Raw genomic sequence first — 17950 nt, forward strand, 5'->3', positions numbered from 1 at the left:
CCATGCTGCTGTCACTGAATGTTCGCGACTTTGTCATCGTCGATCAGCTCGATCTCGATTTTCATGCCGGTTTTACCGTGCTCACCGGTGAAACCGGCGCCGGCAAATCCATCATCCTCGATGCCCTGGGCCTGCTGATGGGCGACCGTGCCGATGCCGGCCAGATCCGCGACGGTGCTGAGCGCGCCGAAATCGCCGCGCAGTTTTCCATCCACAACAGCCCGGACCTGCGCGCCTGGCTGCAGGACAACGAGCTGAGCGGCGACGAGGACGACCTGCTGATCCGCCGCCTTGTGGATCGCAACGGCCGTTCGCGCAGTTTCATCAACGGCCAGCAGGCGACACAAAGCCAGCTCAAGGCCATCGGCGAGTATCTGGTCGACATCCACGGCCAGCACGCGCACCAGTCGCTGATGCGTGCCGACACCCAGCGTGCGCTGCTCGACGCCTACGCCGGCAGCACGCAGCTGGCGCGCGACGTGCGCGAGGCATGGCAGGACTGGCAACAAGCGCGACGCCAGCGCGAGGACGCCGAGCGGCTGTCGCGCGAATCGGAAGTCGAGCGCGAGCGCCTGACCTGGCAGATCAACGAGTTGAGCGAGCTGAACCTGCAGGCCGACGAGTGGCCGCAACTCAACCAGCAGCACTCGCGGCTGGCCAATGCCGCTGAGCTCGCGCAAACCGCTCAGCTGGCGGTGGACGTGCTGTCCGACATGGACGGCAACTGCCTGTCGCTGCTGTCGCAGGTGCAAAACCGCCTTGGGCGGCTGTCGGCGCTGGATACGCGGCTGGCGGAGTCGCTGGCACTGCTGGATTCGGTCGATGCCGAATTGCGCGAGGTGGTGTATAGCCTGCGCAGCTACGGCAGCGACTTTGACGACGACCCCAAACAGTTGCTGGATGTCGAGGCGCGCCTCGACGTGCTGATGCGCATCGCCCGCAAGTACCGCTGCACGCCGGAAGAGCTGCCGAAAAAACTCGGCGACTGGCAGCAACAGTTGGCCGCACTGGAGGCGTCGACCGATCAGGAGTCGCTGGCCGTCGCCGAATCGGCGGCGCTGGCACGCTACCGTGCCCACGCCGAGGCGCTGTCCGGCAAACGCCGCCAGGCCGCCAACGAGCTGTCGTCCCGTATCAGTACCGAGATGCAGCGGCTGGCGATGGAGGGCGCGCGCTTTGCCATTGAGCTGTCCGCGGCGGTGGAACCGACCGCCAATGGCCTGGAAGCCGTCGAGTATCTGGTAGCGGCCAACCAGGGTAGTACCCTGCGGCCGCTGGCCAAGGTGGCATCCGGTGGCGAGCTGTCGCGCATCAGCCTGGCGATGCAGGTGGTGATCAGCCAGGTCGCCAGCGTGCCGACGCTGATTTTCGACGAAGTGGACGTCGGTATCGGCGGCCGCGTCGCCGAGGTGGTCGGCAAGCTGTTGCGACAGCTGGGCGAACGCTATCAGGTGCTGTGCGTGACGCATCTGCCACAAGTGGCGTCCTGCGCCAGTCAGCACTGGCAGGTCAGCAAGTCCGGTGTCGATGGCCGCACCGTCAGCCGCATCCAGCCGCTGGACCAGGTGCAGCGTATCGACGAACTGGCGCGGATGCTGGGCGGCGAGGACATCACCAGCACCACGCGGCAACACGCCAGCGAGATGCTGCTGGCAAACGCGGAATAACGTTGGCCGCAAGGCGAAGCCCTGATCGAGCAGATCAGGGCTTTTTTATTGCACCGTGTCTTGCCGCGCCGCTAGACCGCCATGTATGGGTCAGGCGATGCCTGCGCGGCAGGCTTGGCGTCTAGCCTCCCGCTCGCAGATGTCTAGAGGGCGTGTACGGTTTCGGCTGCGCTGGGCGCGCTGGCCAGCGCGGCATGACTTTGCATCACCTGTGCCAGTGTCCATTGTCCCCACAGGAAGTGGTGCCGGTTGCTGTTGTGCTGCCGGTAGTCGGCAATGGTTCTGGCAATGAATGCGCCATTCAGCCCGGCAGGTGTGATGCACTCGTCCAGCTGCAGCGCATCGTCGCGCAGCCACCTGGCAATCGGTACCGCGAAGCCCTGTTTCGGCCGGTGCAGGATGTCCTGCGGCAGGATCTGTGCCAGAGCCTTTTTCAGGATGTATTTCGTTTCGCCATGGCGCAGCTTGTATTCCGAAGGGATTTTCCTTGCCAGATCAACGACATTGATGTCCAGGAAGGGGGAGCGCACTTCCAGCGAATGCATCATGCTGGCGCGATCGACCTTGGCGAGAATGTCGTCCTGCAGATAGATATCGGTGAAAAACTGCAGGCTGCGGTCGACCAGATTGTGCTGGCTGCAGCGCTCCCACGCAGCGATGGCCTCCGAGAACACCTCTTCCGGATCGACCGGCTCCATAAAGCACTCGGCGAGCGCGGCATCGTCCAGCGGGCACATCCAGCTCGGGTGCCACAGCCGGGGTGGGTGGCTCAGCCCCTGCAGCGTCCGCTTGAGCTTGAAGTCCAGGCTCATGTAGCCATCGCCGACCGGCAGGCGGTTGGCCAGCAGGCGGATGGCCTCGTGTAGTGGGCCCGGCACCAGCTTTTGGTAATAATTGGCCCAGCGCAGCGCCCGGAACGGCGCGTAACCGGCAAACAGCTCGTCGGCACCATCACCGCCCAAGGCAACGGTGACATGGCGCCGCGCGTGCTGGCACAGCAGGCTGGTGGGCAGCAGCGAGCTATCCGCCAGCGGCTCGTCCAGCTTGCCGGTGATGGCGGGCAGCAGGCTGCGCGCGACGTCCAGCGACAGGGTGGCTTCATGATGGCGGGTGTGCAGCAAGGTGGCGACGCGCCGGGCGTGCGCGGATTCGTCGAAGCCGGCGACATCAAAGCCGATGTTGAAGGTTTGCAGCTGCCCTGCTCCGCTTTGTCGGGCCGCCAGCGCGGCGACGGCGGAAGAATCGATGCCGCCGCTGAGAAACACGCCGAGCGGGACATCGGCGACCAGCCGGCAGGCCACAGCATTGTTAAGCCGTTCTAACAGTTCCTCTTGCCATTGCTTTTCAATGCCGGCCGGGCGTGCCTCTGCCGGCTCCAGCACGAAAGACCAGTAACGGGAAAGGTGCAAACTGCCGCTGTCGAGAGTGAATACCAGCGAGCAGCCGGCCGGCAGTTTGTGGATTGCGTGGTATGGCGTGTTGGGGGCTGGCAGGTAACCGTAGGCAATGTATTTGCGGATTGCCGCGCGGGACACGGTGGCCGTCACCGCCGGATGGCACAGCAAGGCGGTCAGCTCGGAGGCAAAGACAAAACTGCCCTGCTGCAGGGTGTAATAGAACGGTTTTTTGCCGAAACGGTCTCGGCTGCAGAATAGCCGCGCCTGACGGCGGTCATACAGCGCGAACGCCCACATGCCGTTCAGGCGCCCGGTCAACGCCTCGCCCCACTCGCGGTAGCCGTGCAGCAATACTTCCGTATCCGAGTGGTCGGTCAGAAACACATGGCCGGCCTGCTCCAGCTCGGTGCGCAGCTCGCGATAATTGTAGATCTCGCCATTGAACACCACGCCCAGTGCACCATCGGCGGTCCACATCGGCTGCTGGCCGCCGGCCAGATCGAGAATCGCCAGCCGGCGATGCCCGAGATAGACGCCCTGCGCCGGGTCTGTCCAATAGCCGACACCGTCCGGCCCGCGATGGATGATTTCGTTGCTCATCCGCTCCAGGTCCTGTCGCGTACCGGCGCCTACAAATCCGACGATTCCACACATCTGGCCGTCCTCGTTGCACACCGTGCTTTGATATTGAGCGTCTTGCCAACCAGATACACGCTCTTGCCCTGGGCTTCGTAGTAAGTGCGGATCAGCAGCTCCGCCAGCAGCCCCATCAGGATGCACATGAAGCCGGTCACGCCGGTCATCACCACCAGCAGCGGCAGCGGCGTCGAGATGAAGGACACCCCTTCCACCAGCTTCAGGTACACGGCCCAGCTGCCGGTGAGCAGGCTGATCAGCAGGATGAACAGGCCGGCGGCGCCAAAAAGATACATCGGCTTGCCGGCGTATTTGGACAGGAAGTTCACCACCATCAGGTCGAGGATCACCTTGACGATGCGGCCCAAGCCATATTTGGAAACACCATTCTGCCGCGGGTGGTGCAACACCGGGATCTCGGCGATGCGGGCGCCAAACCAGCTGGCGTAAATCGGGATGAAGCGGTGCATTTCACCGTACAGGCGCACGCCCTTGATCACGTCTTTCCGGTACGCCTTCAGCGAGCAACCATAGTCATGCAGGTGCACGCCGGAAATCGACGAAATCATGCGGTTGGCGACGCGGCTGACAAGGTTGCGCTTGATCGGGCTGTCCTTGCGGTCTTGCCGCCAGCCGGACACAACATCAAACCCCTGCTCCAGCTTGTCCAGCAAACGCGGAATATCCTCGGGGTCGTTCTGCATGTCGCCATCCATCGGGATGATGATGTGGCCCTCCGCGTAATCGACCCCCGCCATCATCGCCGCGGTCTGGCCAAAATTACGGCAGAACTTGATCACCTTCACGCACTGGTCTCTTGCGGCCAACTCTTCCAGTCGCTCCTGGCTGCCGTCCGTGCTGCCATCGTTGATGAAGATCAGCTCCCATGGCTGCTCCAGCTTTTGCAGTACCACTACAGCCTGCTCGTAAAGCGCGACCAGATTGTCGGCTTCGTTATACACCGGCACGATAACGGAAATCATGAGTACCTCCCCGTTCCAGGATGGCACAAGCAATAAACCGCAGAATGGCTGCTCAGAAACTGGATTTCCCGACCAGCAATATCCCGCAGAAAATCAGAAAAATGCCCAATGCCCTGGTAGCATCAATTGGCTCACCCAGAAAAAAATGCGCCGCTATGATCACGGCAACAAACTGGATGGCGGCAAAGGATTGCGCGACATTCAACGGTAATTTGGTCAGTACCAGAATGTAAAAGCACGCCGCCAATCCGAAAAAAACAAAGCCGAACAGGATCCTGATATTGAACAGCTCGATCAGGCTGTTACCGGATTTTTCTGCCCCGGATTTCAGCAAAAGGTTGGCCGCAACCGTCATGGCGACCATGATTATGTAATAAATGAATAACCGCATTTTTGTTGTGCTCATCCCGGTTTTTCCGCCATGCCGATAACGATCAATCCGTAGCGCCGGAAAGCATGCAGGCTGGTGATGGCGTGATCCAGCCTTGCGGCCAACCTTGTAACCAGGCGTATGCCGGGGAGGTAGCGAAATGCCCTGTTGAATACCAGCACATCGCTGTTCATCAGCAGGCAATAACCCAGAAAACCATAGGTTTGCCAGGTCTTGAGCACAAAGCCGGCATTTTCAAGGGGCGGCACCGTTTCCCGGTACAGCAGTGGGCGCTCAGTTTTATCGTCCAGCGACGGCGACAGGCGGTAAATCAGCGCACGCAGCCAGCGCCAGAGGAAAAAATCACTGACCGGCTCGCGCCAGTAGAAACGGCCGCCCGGTTTCAAGATCCGGAATACCTCGCGAAACAGCTGTTGCCGGTCATTGACGTGGTGAATGCCGCCGATGATGAAAACACTGTCGAACAGGCTGTCTGCCAGCGGCAAGCGGGTGGCGTCGCCTTGTACAAAACAGTACTGCTCGGCATCCAGCAGACTGCTTTTGGCCGCTTCCAGCATCGACAACGAGATATCGATGCCCAGCCCGGTGCCGACCTTGTCGCCAAGCAGGCGGAATGCCTCGCCACTGCCGCAGCATATCTCGGCGGTACTGCCCAAGCTGGCCTCGGCGGCGATGTCGAGAAAGGCGCGGTCAAGGTAGGCCGCATACTCTTGCGTATGCGGATAGCCGAGATTGTTGATATAGATACCGGCAATTTTCTCGAAATGGGCTTGCTGCCGCCTGGCGTCTTCAGTGCAGAAGTGCTCTGCAAACAGCGGCACGCCGGACGGGCTGATACGGTAGTGCAGGCTGCCATCGCGGCTGGCCAGCCCATGGTCGCCTTGCTGCAACGGTGCGCCCGAAAGCGGGCAACGCAGCATGGTCATGAACTTTTCGGCGATCTGCATCGCTATGCCTCCTTGCGCTTGCCGCCAAACTTCCAGGAGTTGCCATTTCTCATGATGATGTAGGTGCTGTGCTGATCAATATCGGCATGGCCGGCCAGCCAGGACTCAATCGTCGCCCTATTGATATAGACAGTTTGCGGGGTGACCAGCTGGTCAAAGGCGACATGCCTGAAGAACCGGAAGTCGCGATTGCTGATCCAGCGGCAGTACTGATATAGCGGCAGCTTTTCCACGCCGCTGATGCCGGCCAGGGTCGCGACGGTTTTGGCATAAAGGAAAAACGGCACCGCCAACGGGGTCGCCACGCCGTACTTGGTCAGCCACCACGGCAGATGCGACGTTATCTTGCGCAACGGGTCAACCAGCTTGATGATCAGGCTGTTGCCCTCTTCCGCGTAGACCCAGCAATGAAAGCGGCCGCCGGGTTTGACATTGCGGATCACCGCGTCGAAGCCTTCCTTGGGGCAGTCCAGGTGATGCAGCACCCCGATGGAGTAGACCAGGTCATAGCCCGCGCCGCTAAAGGCGGTCATGTCACTTTTCGTGATTTTCCAGTTTTCCTCCGCCCTGCCCGCCAGATTCTTGCAGGCGGAAAGAATGGCATCGCCCAGATCCACCCCTTCGACAAAAGCCGGTTTCCAGTCCAGCAGGTGCAGCATCTGGCTGCCGTTGCCGCACCCAAGCTCCAGCACCTGGCGCCCGGCGACATCGGCCGCGGTGAGCGGACTCATCCAGTCCGTAAACTGGTCGCGGGTGTAAACGGAGCCAGCTGGCAGGTTGTTCCAGGAGTTGGCAAAGGCATCGGCGGTTCTCTGGTCGCTCAACATGAATCACCCCTCGCTTTCATTGCTTGATGAAAGTGCAATGCTTCCCATGTCATGTGTGCTGTTCAAGCCCGGAGCGTACTGCTTGATCAGTTGCTGATACTTGGCAGTGTCTTTCAGCAGCACTGAGTGCTTGCCATCATCAAAAACCAGCTTGAAGTCACCGTTGTTCAGTAACAGCTGCCTTAGCGGCGACAGGTTTTCACACAGCACGTAGTCAATATTGTGCTTGTAGAAATACTGTTTCCAGTTGCTGCCGCCACGGTACATCTCCCGGTATTCGGTGATGAATGGCTTCGGATAGATATCCGTTCTGCCGTAGATGAAAACCCGTTGCCGGGGGTAGAGGCGGTAAATCAGATAGCCACCGTAATGATAGGTGTTGAACATATTGCCGCTGATATTGTGCTTGATGACAAAGTCAGTTGCCGCAACTGGCAGGATTCGCGACACCGCCATGCTGTTGTGTTCTTTTCTGCTCGGGTAAAGCAGCAGGATTGAAAATAGCGACGCAATTAGCAGCAACCAGTTTGCCAGTGGCGCACTACCGCCGACCTGTTTGTTACCGGCAGTCATAATGCGGTGAGCAAAGGCTGAGAAACCGGATTTTGGCGTGTAGTCCGGTTGTTTGAATATCCTGGCGAGTGATAAATCCTGGCAAAAGATGGAAAAAAACGGCGCCATCACCAATGCGGCCAGCGGGATATTTCGAACGGAAAAGAATGCCCCGCCAATGAAAACCAGGGAAACGCCAAGCTCGGTTAAATCTGGTTTTCTTCTTGCGTAAATCATGTTTATGAAAAACAGAAACACGACCACCAGGAAATATTGAAAGAATGGCTTGTGAAAGCTGGGGGATTGCCACTCGCTGATGAACTGGGTATCACCAGAAGAAACGATTGCGTGATAGGGGTACAGCCAGTATTGCCAGCCATGCGGGTTGATGGCAGTGGCCAGAAATCCTGCTATGGCAATAAGGCTTAGTTTTTTCAATCGCCTGGTTTCAATGCGGCCAACGTTGTCCACCAGTAAATGATGGCTCCACTCCGCGACAAGAAAAACCGCCAGCAAAACCAGACCGATAAAAAAACCACCATGCGCATTGGCCCAGATTGCCATCATTGGCGGAATGAAAATCAGGCTGCGATCGGATGCCCGGTATTTGAACATGAATAGTTGATGCAGCAGGATCGCGAAAAACAGGAAAGTAAAAATATGGGGTCGAGGTGCAATGGCACCCATTGTGGCGCAGAACAGCATCACCACCAGAATGGCCTTGCCTTCATCTTTAAGTTGTTCCTGGCAGGTTTTGTAGGTGATAAACCAGCACAGGGCGTAAACCAGCGCGGTAATGGCAGCAACGCCAGTCAAACCGGCCTGTTGATACAGCAAATAGAAAATGCCCTGACTCAGCCATTCGGAAAGCACCCAGGAATGGCCGGAATTGGTATAGGTGAAAACGTCATGCCATGGCAGCTGTTCGGTGGTGACAATCAACTCGCCTGTTTTCAGGTGCCAGTAGAAATCAGGGTCTTCAAACTTGGGGAACAGCAGCATTATTGTAAACACAATAATGAAAATGGCGGTAGAAGGGGTTAGTCGGGCTCTTGTGTAGGCCATGATTTAAATTCCCCCTGTCGGCTTTACGCAAAGACTAACAAGTGCTTTTTTCTATACTCCGAGGTGCACTATAGGCGATGTCATACAATTTGCAATTGTTTGACTTTGTGGTGCCGGTGATCTAAAGCCGTATGTATGGCATTGCTTATTGAATGAATTTATCTGAACCGATGCTCACCAGGGGCTGATCATGAACAAGTATAGCCGTCACTTGCGTTTGTTTTTGGTTAACGAGGATGGCGTGACTGCCATGGAGTACGCCCTGCTGGGAGCACTCATAGCCGTGGTCATTATTGCGTCTGTTACTGGCGTCGGATTGAATGTTCAGGCCTTGTTTCTGAACGTGGCCGACCAGGTTGAAGCCGTAGCCGCAGATGTCCTGTGATTTGCTGATACGTCATTAGCGTAAATTACATACGCATTATATTTTTTAATAAAAAATGCAATTAGCAATTACTTGACAAGTGTCGTAGGTTATTGGCTGGCGTGTAAATTGAAATTTTTCTTGTTAGCCGCTAATGGTGTACTAACATAATGTTTAAGCTGCCATTGGTTGTAATTTAATGTGCAGTGCCGTATTTGTTTTGAGTATTCTGGCAGAAAGTCAGTATGCTTGGTCTGTTTGGAATGCTTGAACAAGGCATGCGTCATGTCTCGTTGGCGCAAAATGGACGGCAGTCGTTGCTGCCACAGGTTCAATTTCCATGGAGGTGTTGGAAATGGATAAGCTTGCATTGACATTCAAACGTTTCATCCAGGAAGAAGATGGTGTAACAGCCATTGAATATGGCTTGATTGCCGCCCTGATCGCCGTGGTGATTATTGCTTCGGTTGGTGCTGTGGGTGAAAACCTGGAATTGGTATTCAACAACATTGCAGCCGAACTGGCCGCTGCCTTGGCTTGACGTTGGTTATTCTCCAAGGGGAAATAATTGGCAATGATTTTCATCTGGCTGGCCTGGATAGCTGCCATTGGAATCGGTCTTCTGTTCGGGGCGAGGTTGGGTCTGCTTGCTGGATTCCTCCTCGCTGCCGTTTTTACCGATATGAAAGCCAGAAAAATTCCAAACAGACTAGTCCTTACCGGTATTGTCATTGGCTTGCTGGCACAGGCATTTTTGCTGGATGGTGAAGGTATTGTGTCAGCCCTCAAGGGGCTGGCATTCGGATTCGGATTATTCCTGCCGCTTTATCTGTTGCGTGTCATGGGGGCGGGAGATGTCAAATTAATGGCACTGGTTGGCTGTTTTACCGGTTCGCCAGCGATCTTTGGTGTCGTGTTATGTACCTTGTTGGCCGGTGGTGTGTTGTCCCTGGTATTCGCGTTGAAGTTGAAAATGGCACGTCAAATGCTGAGTAACAGCATATTCATGGTACTGCCGGGCGCTGCCAAAATCGCTGGTGATAAGCCGTCGATTCACCCTGCGGGCGTGAATTCTGTGGGGACGCTACCTTATGCCATGGCTATTTCCGTGGGTACGGCTAGTTATCTGATTTGGCAAGGAATTTGATTTGGTTGGTTGTGGTTTTTAAATAAATTTTCATTGCCAGATCAATGCGCCTGCTAACGCTGGCGCTGTTTTGTTGTGCTTGTTTGTTAGCGATTGATTATCGAAAAATTATCCTTGGTTAATGGTTTTTGCTGGGCTATATCTCATTGCATAAATACCCGGTTCGGTTTTTATGTTGGCGAGGAGTGATGAAAATGTTCAATCCAGATGGTTTGGAATTACAAGGCAACACTCCTCCTCGTGATATTTTGCCCCGTGCTCCGCAGACTGTGAAAGAAACCGGCCTGGATTTCCTGTTTCTGGTGGAGTTGCTCTGCAAGACCCTCTTCTTTCATGGCCAGATCCGGCTGGTCGATCTGGTCAACCTGACCAAGCTGCCGCTCAGTGTGCTGGAGCCGCTGTTGGCCTTCATGCGTAGCGAACAGCTGTGCGAGGTATCCGGTCGTAATGAAACGGAAGCCACCATTGCCTTCACACTGACCGACGTTGGCCGCAACCGCACCCAGACCTACCTGCAGAAAAGCCATTACGCCGGCCCTGCCCCGGTGACGCTCCAGGCCTATAACGATGCGGTGCGCCGGCAGTCGGTGGCCAACATGAAAGTCACCAAAGAACTGGTTGCCGAAGGCTTCAAGGGTTTTGTCCTGCGACAGAACACCATGAACCAGCTTGGCGCCGCGATGAACTCCGGCCGGGCCATCCTGGTATACGGCCCGCCCGGCAGCGGCAAGACTTATGTCTCCGAACATCTGGCTACCCTGCTGACCGGCAACTGCACCATTCCTTATGCCGTGCTGGTGGATAGCGAGGTGATCCAGCTGTTCGACCCGTTGGTACACCAGCCTGTGGCTAGCAGTCACAGTGGCAGCTCGCTGGACAAAGGGCCGCTGCACGATGCGCGCTGGATCGAGTGCCAGCGCCCGGTAGTGATTACCGGTGGCGAACTGACCCTGTCGATGCTGGATCTGGATTTCGACGAGAACACCCGCTTTTACCAGGCGCCACCACAGGTCAAGGCCAACAATGGCTTGCTGATCATTGACGACCTTGGGCGGCAGCTGGTTTCGCCACAAATGCTGATGAACCGCTGGATCGTGCCGCTGGATCGCCGCGTGGACTATCTGGCGCTGCATACCGGCACCAAGTTCATGGTGCCGTTCGATGTCATTGTGATTTTCTCCAGCAACATTCCGCCAAGCACGCTGGCCGACGAGGCATTCCTGCGCCGGCTTGGTTACAAGATTTACATCGGCAAGCTTGAGGAAGAAGAATACCGCGCGATTTTCGAGCAGAACTGTGCCCGCCTGGGCATTCCCTTTAGCAACGAGGGACTGCGGTTTGTGATTGATGAATTGCACGGCAAGCACGACAAGCCCCTCCTCGCCTGTATTCCACGCGATTTGCTGGAACAGGTCCGCGATTTTGCCTTTTACCAGGGCATCAAGCCGGAGCTGAACGAGGAGCTGCTGACGTGGGCATGGGAAAACTACTACACCAAGGGATAGGTTGCGGTCGCGACCTGGCTTGAGCTTTCAATCAAGTGTGGGGAGAAGGCAGTGAAAAACCCAAGAGCCATAGCAATGATCGTGGTGTCCGTCATCGTCGGCCTGGTGGCCGTGGTGATGGCATCGCAATGGATCAACAAGCAGACCAATGTCTCCGCCCAGAAAGTGGTCATCGCGGCGGTGGATGTCGATCTTGGTTCCAAGCTGACGCCGGAGATGTTGCGCCTGGTTGACTGGCCAAGCGGCAGCATTCCAGAAGGCGCGATTATCGATCCGCAGACGCTGGATGGTCGGGTGCTGAAAACCAGCGTACTGCGTGGCGAGGCGATTCTGGAGTCGAAGCTGGCGCCGCTGGGCACCAAGGGCGGCCTGTCTGCGGTGGTGATGGAAGGCAAACGCGCGATGACGGTACGGGTTAACGACGTGATTGGCGTGGCCGGCTTTGCCTTGCCGGGCAACTATGTCGATATCCTCGTCAATACCACCGAAGACGCCAAAGCCAACGTCAAGGAAAAGGTGGATATGAGTATTTCCAAGATTGTGCTGGAGCACATCCTGGTGCTGGCGGTGGCGCAGGAAGCCAGCCGTGACGATACCAAGCCCAAGGTGGTCAATGCGGTGACGCTGGAGGTTACGCCAGAGCAAGCCGAAAAGCTGGACCTGGCACGCAGTGTCGGCACCTTGTCTCTGGTCTTGCGCAATCAGGTTGACCCCAAACCGGTAGAAACCTCCGGCATTACCAAGCAAATCCTCCTGCGCGGCGACGAGCCGGCACCAGTGGCCAAGCCTGTGGCGGCCAGCAAACCGGTGGCCAAGCGGGTGGTGAAGAAAGTCATCGTGAAACGGCCTGCCCAGCCAGCCCCGATCGCGGCAACCCAGAACTGTGTAGAAATCGTCAGCGGCACGTCTCGACATATCGAGTGTTTCTAACTGTCAGACATCCAGCCCAATTCGTTAGGGAGTAAAGTCATAATGAAAAAGAAACCTGTCGAAGCACGCTTGCCCCGCCTGAATCTGGGTGCGCTGGCAATCGCCACCAGCTGCATGATGATGTGGGCCACGACGACCCAGGCCGCCACCATCGCCCCGAAACCGGCGGCCACGACACCGTGCAATACCATCGAATCGGCACCGATGGTCAACGTCACCGTCGGCAAGTCCTTCCGCCTGAAGACGACTTCACCGGTCAGCCGCATCCTGCTGGGTAATCCGGCGGGCACGCAAGCGGCACAGCCCAAGGAAGGCGCAGAGGGTGATGACAAGAAAGCACCAGAAGGCAAGGCCAACGCGGGGGTGGCCGGGCTGGATGTGATCCTGCTGAGCCCGAGCGAAATCTACCTGCTGGGCAAGAGCGTCGGCTCGACCAATATCATCCTGCTGAGCCGCACCGGCCAGTGCATGCTGGTCGATGTCACCGTCGGGGTGGACACCGCCTCGCTGCAAAGCTCGCTGAACGACATGCTGGCCGGTGAAGGCAGCCGTATCAAGGTGAGTGCCGCCTCCGATTCGCTGGTACTGACCGGCACCGTGGCGGATTCGACCCGGGTCGACAAGGCCATGACGTTGGCCGCAGCCTATGCCGGTCAATCCAAGGTCATCAATATGTTGTCGGTGGATGCACCGCAGCAGGTGATGCTGGAAGTCAAAGTGGCGGAAATCTCGAAGAAGCTGCTGGACCAGGTCGGTATCAATCTGGCCGGGGTGCTGAATCACGGCGGCTGGAGCTTTAACTGGGATACCAATTTCCTGTCCGGCAACGCGTCCAACGCTATCGGGCTGTTGTTGGGCGGTTCCAATAGCAGCACGTCTAATCCGCGCAGCTTCAAGATCGATGGTCAGCACGATGACGGTCTGGTCAAGGTCTTGGCCGAGCCGACCGTGATGGCGATCAGTGGTCAGGAAGGGAGCTTCCTCGCCGGTGGCAAGATATTCATCCCGGTAGCGCAGAATAGTAGTAGCGGCGGCCAGACCATCACCCTGGAAGAGAAAGAATTCGGCGTGGCCCTGCGCTTTACCCCGACCGTACTGGATGGCGGCAGGATCAACCTGAAAGTAGCGCCAGAGGTCTCCGAGCTGAACGCCAGCGGTGTCAATATCACCGGCCTCAATGGCACCGCCATCCTGCCGTCGTTCACCACCCGCCGCGCCGCGACCACCGTGCAACTGCGTGATGGTCAGAGCTTTGCCATCGGTGGCCTGATCAAGAACAACGTCACCACCAATATCAGTGCCTTCCCGCTGCTGGGCGAAATCCCGATTCTGGGCGCCCTGTTCCGCAGCAGCAGCTTCCAGACCGACAAGACCGAGCTGATCTTTGTGGTGACCCCACGGCTGGTGAAACCGCTGCCACCAAACTATGCCTTGCCGACCGACAACTACACCCCGCCAAACCGGGCTGAGTTCTTCCTCGGCGGCAAGATGGAAGGCAAACCGCCAGCCGCCGCAGGCGCCAGTTCCGGCGAAGGTGCTCCCCCGCCGGCTCAGCCGCAAGCCCCTCAAGCGCCATCCGGCTTTGAAGTGAAATAAGGAGGCCAAGTCATGCGAACTTACAAACTGGTGATGATTACCCGCACAGTCTTGCTGGCATCACTGCTGACGGCCTGCTCGTCGACCCCGTATCTGGATAGCCGCTTCGGCGAGGCCGTCAACATGGCCAAGGCGCAGCAGACCATCAATCCGGAGGCCTCGCAGGATATGGATCCGGTCACCGGCATCGATGGCAAGGCGGCGAAGGAAGGCATGGATCGCTACCACGAGTCGTTCAAGACGCCGCCATCCACCGCCGGCATTCTTACCATTGATGTATTGGGCGGCGGCAAATAATCCCGCCTTGTTTCAGGATCAGATGCATGAGGTGGCTTTATGAAACGCACTGGCAAGCTACCGGGCCGGCGATATCAGGAAGGCGCGGTAGCCATCATCGTCGGGCTATGTATCGTTGTGTTGGTCGGCTTCCTGGGGCTGGTCGCTGATCTTGGGCGACTGTTCATCACCAAGACCGAGTTGAGCAACGCGGCAGACGCCTGCGCTCTGGCCGCGGCGGCAGAGCTGAAAGGCGATGCCGAATCGCTGAACCGGGCGGAAAGCGCCGGCATCACCGTCGGGCAGCGCAACAATGTCAACTTCCAGGACGATGCGGTTTCGGTGCTGGTCAATAGCGACGTCACCTTCAGCGACACGCTGACCGGCACCTATTTCACCAAAAATGCGGTGGCGGTAGCCAGCATACCGAACATGAAGTACGCCAAGTGCACCCTGCCGCAAACCGGCATCATGCCCTGGTTCATGCAGGTCATGGGGGCTGGCGCGCAAACGGTGACTGCGCATGCGGTGGCCGCCCTGTCACCATCGCAGACCAACTGCGCCATTCCGGTGGGGTTGTGTTCACAAACCCCGCCTTATTTGCCATCAACACCCACTACTTGTCCTGATGGCAGCACGCCGGACAGCCACGGCTTTTGTATCGGCAAGTGGTACGGTAGTCGTTTCACTGCCGGTGGCGGCTTTACCGGCAGTTTCAACCTGATTGACTACTCTCCCCCTGCCGGTGGTGCTGTTGAACTGTCCAATCTGCTGACCGGGTCAGGGCAGTGTGATCTGACCGTAAGCAACCCAGTTGGACAAACCGGTATGCAGCAGTCCATTGCCCGGGCATGGAATACCCGTTTTGGTCTGTACCAAGGCAGTGACAGTGTGAGTACTGCGCCACCTGACTTCACGGGTTTTGCCTATACCGCGACATCGTGGGTCAGCCAGTTCAATGCCTACAACGGCACCTCCGGCTCCACGCCCAATTTTCTGGCGGCGAGAGTTGCCAATACCATTTACCAGGGGGATGCCGCGGCAGGTATCACCCTGCTTGGCAATCCAAGCAGTGCCACTTCGACACAGCTGGATAGCAATGGCGCGGACCGCCGTTTGGCGTTAATGCCAATTGTCAGCTGTGACGCCTGGTCCAGCTCGCAAGCAATACCAATCCAGAAGTTTGCCTGTGTGTTGATGTTGCAACCGATGCCGGGGCCGGGGGACGAGATCTTTGTTGAATACCGCGGTCAGGCCGATGTGCCGGGCAACCCGTGTGCCACACTGGGGCTGCCGGGCGCCGGTGGTGGTATTGGCCCCAAAGTGCCGGCGTTGGCGAGATAGGAGATGGCCATGCAACCGCGCTCTCGCCAACAGGGTGTTGCCGCCGTCGAAATGGCGATCCTGCTGATGCCATTGATCTTTATCGTGTTCGGCATTACCGAATTCGGTCGGGCGTTTTACCAGTTCAACACCGTAACCAAGGCCACGCGCGATGCCGCCCGCTATCTGTCGGCGCAGCAGCCTGGGAGTAAGGATACCGAGGCAACCTGTCTGGTGCGCTATGGCAACACCAGTTGCAGTGGTACGTTGCTGGCGCCGGCACTGGGTAGTGCCACGGTGACGATTTGCGACTGGCAGCGCTGCGCAGATCATCTAGCGCAGGGCACGGCACCGGTTGTCAATCTGGTGTCGGTAACGGTCAGTAATTACCAGTTTGTTTCGCTGGTTCCGTTTGTTACCGCAGATCTGTCCACCATTACCTTTGGCCAGATTCGCACTGTAATGAAGGCAAACCTATGAAAACCTCATTCCGGCAGCTGAGGCTGCCCCGCAGGCAGGCACAGCGTGGCGTGGCGGCCGTGGAGTTTGCACTGGTCGCCATGATCCTGTTTTCCCTGTTGCTTGGCATCATGGAGTTTGGCCGGCTGATGTTTACCTGGAATTCGGCGGTGGAGGCGACGCGGCGCGGTGCCCGCCTGGCGGTGGTTTGTGACATGAATGCGGCCAACATCAAGACTTCGATGCAGAAGTTTCTGCCGATTACTAACGTCAATGACATCGTGGTCACTTACGCGCCAAGTGGCTGTACCGGCGCGGCAAATTGCCAGAGCGTGACGGTGTCCATCTCGCCCAATGCACCGGCTTTCCATTACGTCTTCCCGTTTATGAATGAGTCGTGGCGGATACCGGCATTCAGTACCACGCTGACTCGGGAAAGCCTTGCCACCGGCACTGGTGCCGATGCCAACCCTGATTGTGCGTCGCCTTGATGGTTAAACCATCGGTGGCCAATCAACGCCTGCGGGCGCAACCATTTTTAGTTGAGGCGCAATCATGAGAATCTCGATTATTTCGCACAACACCAAGAACCTGGATGAACTGCGCCGCTTTGTCGAAACGGACAGCAGTCGCGATGTCAAGGTGTTCACCGGTGGGGCGGAGATGCTGGCACCGGTTGCCGACCAGTTGCGTCCCGACATCATCATTCTGGAAAGTGCGACCGACGAGGCATTGGCGGATTTTTCTCCGTTGGCACAGCTGAACCTGCGCCACCCCGACATCACCCTGATTCTGCTGTCCAGTAGTCAGACGCCGGAAGTGTTGTTGCGGGCGATGCGTGCCGGCGTGCGCGAGGTGCTGCCCTCCCCCGTTGGCCGCGATGCGCTGCATCTGGCGCTGGTACGGGTCGAAGAAAAGCGCAATCTGCAGAATACCTCGCGCCAGAAGGGCAAGGTGTTTGCCTTTATCCCGTGCAAGGGCGGCAGCGGCTCGACCTTCCTGTCGACCAATCTTGCCTACAACCTGGCGTCGCAGGAAGGCAAGAATGTGATCCTGATCGACGTCAACCTGCAGTTTGGCGATGCCTCGTTGTTCATTTCTGACCACAAGCCGACGACCAACCTGGCCGAGGTGGCACGCCAGATCATGCGCATGGATGCGTCGTTCCTTGCCTCCAGCCTGCTGAACGTACTGCCCAACCTGGGCATCCTGTCGGCGCCGGAAGATCCGGTGCAGGCGATGGAGGTCAGTCCCAGCCACATCGATACCCTGGTCAACCTGGCGCGTAATCACTATGACGTGATTATCCTGGACGTTGGCCGCGCGCTGGACCCGGTCAGCATCAAGGCGCTGGATCACGCCGACGTGGTGTTCCCGGTGCTGCAGATCACGCTGCCGTTCATTCGTGATGCCCGCCGGCTGCTGGACGTGCTGCGCTCGCTGGGTTACTCGCAGGAGAAGATCAAGCTGCTGGTCAACCGCTATGAAAAAGGCGGCGATATCCGGTTGGAAGATGTCGAACGCACACTGGGGATGACGGTGTACAAGACCATTCCCAACAGCTTCAAGGCGGTGGCGACTTCGGTGAACCAGGGGATTCCGATCAGCAAGTTGTCGCCCAATAATCCAGTGGCGCGAACCCTGCAGGAACTGGGGCGGGAGCTGGTGCAAGGCGGCAATGGCGAAACCTCGTGGTGGGGCAATCTGCTGCAGCACATTCAGGGTGGCATCCCGCCGGTTCGTAGCGGCGGTGCGCTGGGGCCCACATCGGCGCCGCAAACACCCGAGTAATGCCTGGCACCTTTCATTGAATGGAATGCTTGTTAACGATAAATCTCTCGGCAACTAAGACATCAGCCTGATAACCCGCCACTTCGGTGCCCGA

Annotated in this window: 18 protein-coding genes; 12 read left to right on the plus strand and 6 right to left on the minus strand. The window is 57.7% G+C overall.

Annotated elements, in window-relative coordinates; genetic code table 11:
• Positions 1 to 2 precede the first annotated feature (2 nt).
• The gene (recN, locus tag ACG97_RS00435) at positions 3 to 1667 is read left to right on the plus strand and encodes a DNA repair protein RecN (RefSeq protein ID WP_047965345.1); all 1665 of its coding nucleotides are present in this window, start codon (positions 3 to 5) and stop codon (positions 1665 to 1667) included.
• Between the two features lie 143 nt (positions 1668 to 1810).
• On the opposite strand, the gene asnB is transcribed toward recN, so the two are convergent.
• Genes asnB through ACG97_RS00465 form a run of 6 tightly spaced genes read right to left on the minus strand, consistent with a single transcriptional unit; the run spans position 1811 to position 8465 of the window.
• Complete coding sequence (gene asnB, locus ACG97_RS00440; protein WP_238377220.1) at positions 1811 to 3664, minus strand: asparagine synthase (glutamine-hydrolyzing); 1854 nt, start codon at positions 3662 to 3664, stop codon at positions 1811 to 1813.
• Positions 3665 to 3693: 29 nt separating this feature from the next.
• The gene (locus tag ACG97_RS00445; protein WP_047965346.1) at positions 3694 to 4683 is read right to left on the minus strand and encodes a glycosyltransferase family 2 protein; all 990 of its coding nucleotides are present in this window, start codon (positions 4681 to 4683) and stop codon (positions 3694 to 3696) included.
• Between the two features lie 52 nt (positions 4684 to 4735).
• Positions 4736 to 5089 carry an EamA family transporter gene (locus ACG97_RS00450; RefSeq protein ID WP_238377221.1) on the minus strand — a complete coding sequence of 118 codons (354 nt, stop codon included), beginning with the start codon at positions 5087 to 5089 and terminating at the stop codon, positions 4736 to 4738.
• Positions 5086 to 6021 (minus strand): class I SAM-dependent methyltransferase, encoded by a 936-nt coding sequence (locus ACG97_RS00455; RefSeq protein WP_047965347.1) that lies wholly within the window; start codon positions 6019 to 6021, stop codon positions 5086 to 5088. The genes ACG97_RS00450 and ACG97_RS00455 overlap by 4 nt, the downstream gene beginning before the upstream one ends.
• A gap of 2 nt (positions 6022 to 6023) precedes the next feature.
• A complete protein-coding gene (locus tag ACG97_RS00460; protein ID WP_047965348.1) occupies positions 6024 to 6848 on the minus strand; it encodes a class I SAM-dependent methyltransferase in 825 nt (274 codons plus the stop codon).
• 3 nt (positions 6849 to 6851) lie between these two features.
• Positions 6852 to 8465, minus strand: coding sequence for a hypothetical protein (locus ACG97_RS00465; RefSeq protein ID WP_047965349.1), 1614 nt, complete (start codon positions 8463 to 8465; stop codon positions 6852 to 6854).
• Positions 8466 to 8655: 190 nt separating this feature from the next.
• On the opposite strand from ACG97_RS00465, the gene ACG97_RS00470 reads away from it, so the two are divergent.
• From ACG97_RS00470 to ACG97_RS00520, 11 genes are all read left to right on the plus strand, one after another.
• The gene (locus tag ACG97_RS00470) at positions 8656 to 8850 is read left to right on the plus strand and encodes a Flp family type IVb pilin (protein WP_047965350.1); all 195 of its coding nucleotides are present in this window, start codon (positions 8656 to 8658) and stop codon (positions 8848 to 8850) included.
• A gap of 334 nt (positions 8851 to 9184) precedes the next feature.
• Positions 9185 to 9370 carry a Flp family type IVb pilin gene (locus ACG97_RS00475; RefSeq protein ID WP_047965521.1) on the plus strand — a complete coding sequence of 62 codons (186 nt, stop codon included), beginning with the start codon at positions 9185 to 9187 and terminating at the stop codon, positions 9368 to 9370.
• 33 nt (positions 9371 to 9403) lie between these two features.
• Entirely contained in the window at positions 9404 to 9976 is a 573-nt protein-coding gene (locus ACG97_RS00480) for a prepilin peptidase (protein ID WP_082133588.1), read from the plus strand.
• Between the two features lie 128 nt (positions 9977 to 10104).
• Positions 10105 to 11481: an ATP-binding protein gene (locus tag ACG97_RS00485; RefSeq protein ID WP_238377222.1), complete on the plus strand. Its 1377-nt coding sequence runs from the start codon at positions 10105 to 10107 to the stop codon at positions 11479 to 11481.
• 75 nt (positions 11482 to 11556) lie between these two features.
• Complete coding sequence (cpaB, locus tag ACG97_RS00490) at positions 11557 to 12411, plus strand: Flp pilus assembly protein CpaB (RefSeq protein ID WP_202902674.1); 855 nt, start codon at positions 11557 to 11559, stop codon at positions 12409 to 12411.
• 42 nt (positions 12412 to 12453) lie between these two features.
• Positions 12454 to 14007 carry a type II and III secretion system protein family protein gene (locus ACG97_RS00495; RefSeq protein ID WP_047965352.1) on the plus strand — a complete coding sequence of 518 codons (1554 nt, stop codon included), beginning with the start codon at positions 12454 to 12456 and terminating at the stop codon, positions 14005 to 14007.
• A gap of 12 nt (positions 14008 to 14019) precedes the next feature.
• The gene (locus tag ACG97_RS00500) at positions 14020 to 14304 is read left to right on the plus strand and encodes a hypothetical protein (protein WP_047965353.1); all 285 of its coding nucleotides are present in this window, start codon (positions 14020 to 14022) and stop codon (positions 14302 to 14304) included.
• Between the two features lie 39 nt (positions 14305 to 14343).
• Positions 14344 to 15627 carry a pilus assembly protein TadG-related protein gene (locus tag ACG97_RS00505; RefSeq protein ID WP_047965354.1) on the plus strand — a complete coding sequence of 428 codons (1284 nt, stop codon included), beginning with the start codon at positions 14344 to 14346 and terminating at the stop codon, positions 15625 to 15627.
• 9 nt (positions 15628 to 15636) lie between these two features.
• A complete protein-coding gene (locus tag ACG97_RS00510) occupies positions 15637 to 16086 on the plus strand; it encodes a TadE/TadG family type IV pilus assembly protein (RefSeq protein ID WP_047965524.1) in 450 nt (149 codons plus the stop codon).
• The gene (locus ACG97_RS00515) at positions 16083 to 16556 is read left to right on the plus strand and encodes a TadE/TadG family type IV pilus assembly protein (protein ID WP_047965355.1); all 474 of its coding nucleotides are present in this window, start codon (positions 16083 to 16085) and stop codon (positions 16554 to 16556) included. Before ACG97_RS00510 ends, ACG97_RS00515 begins: the two co-directional genes overlap by 4 nt.
• A gap of 64 nt (positions 16557 to 16620) precedes the next feature.
• Positions 16621 to 17856: an AAA family ATPase gene (locus ACG97_RS00520; RefSeq protein WP_082133589.1), complete on the plus strand. Its 1236-nt coding sequence runs from the start codon at positions 16621 to 16623 to the stop codon at positions 17854 to 17856.
• Positions 17857 to 17950: the final 94 nt, after the last annotated feature.

This window comes from Vogesella sp. EB, assembly GCF_001037925.1.
GTDB lineage: Bacteria > Pseudomonadota > Gammaproteobacteria > Burkholderiales > Chromobacteriaceae > Vogesella > Vogesella indigofera.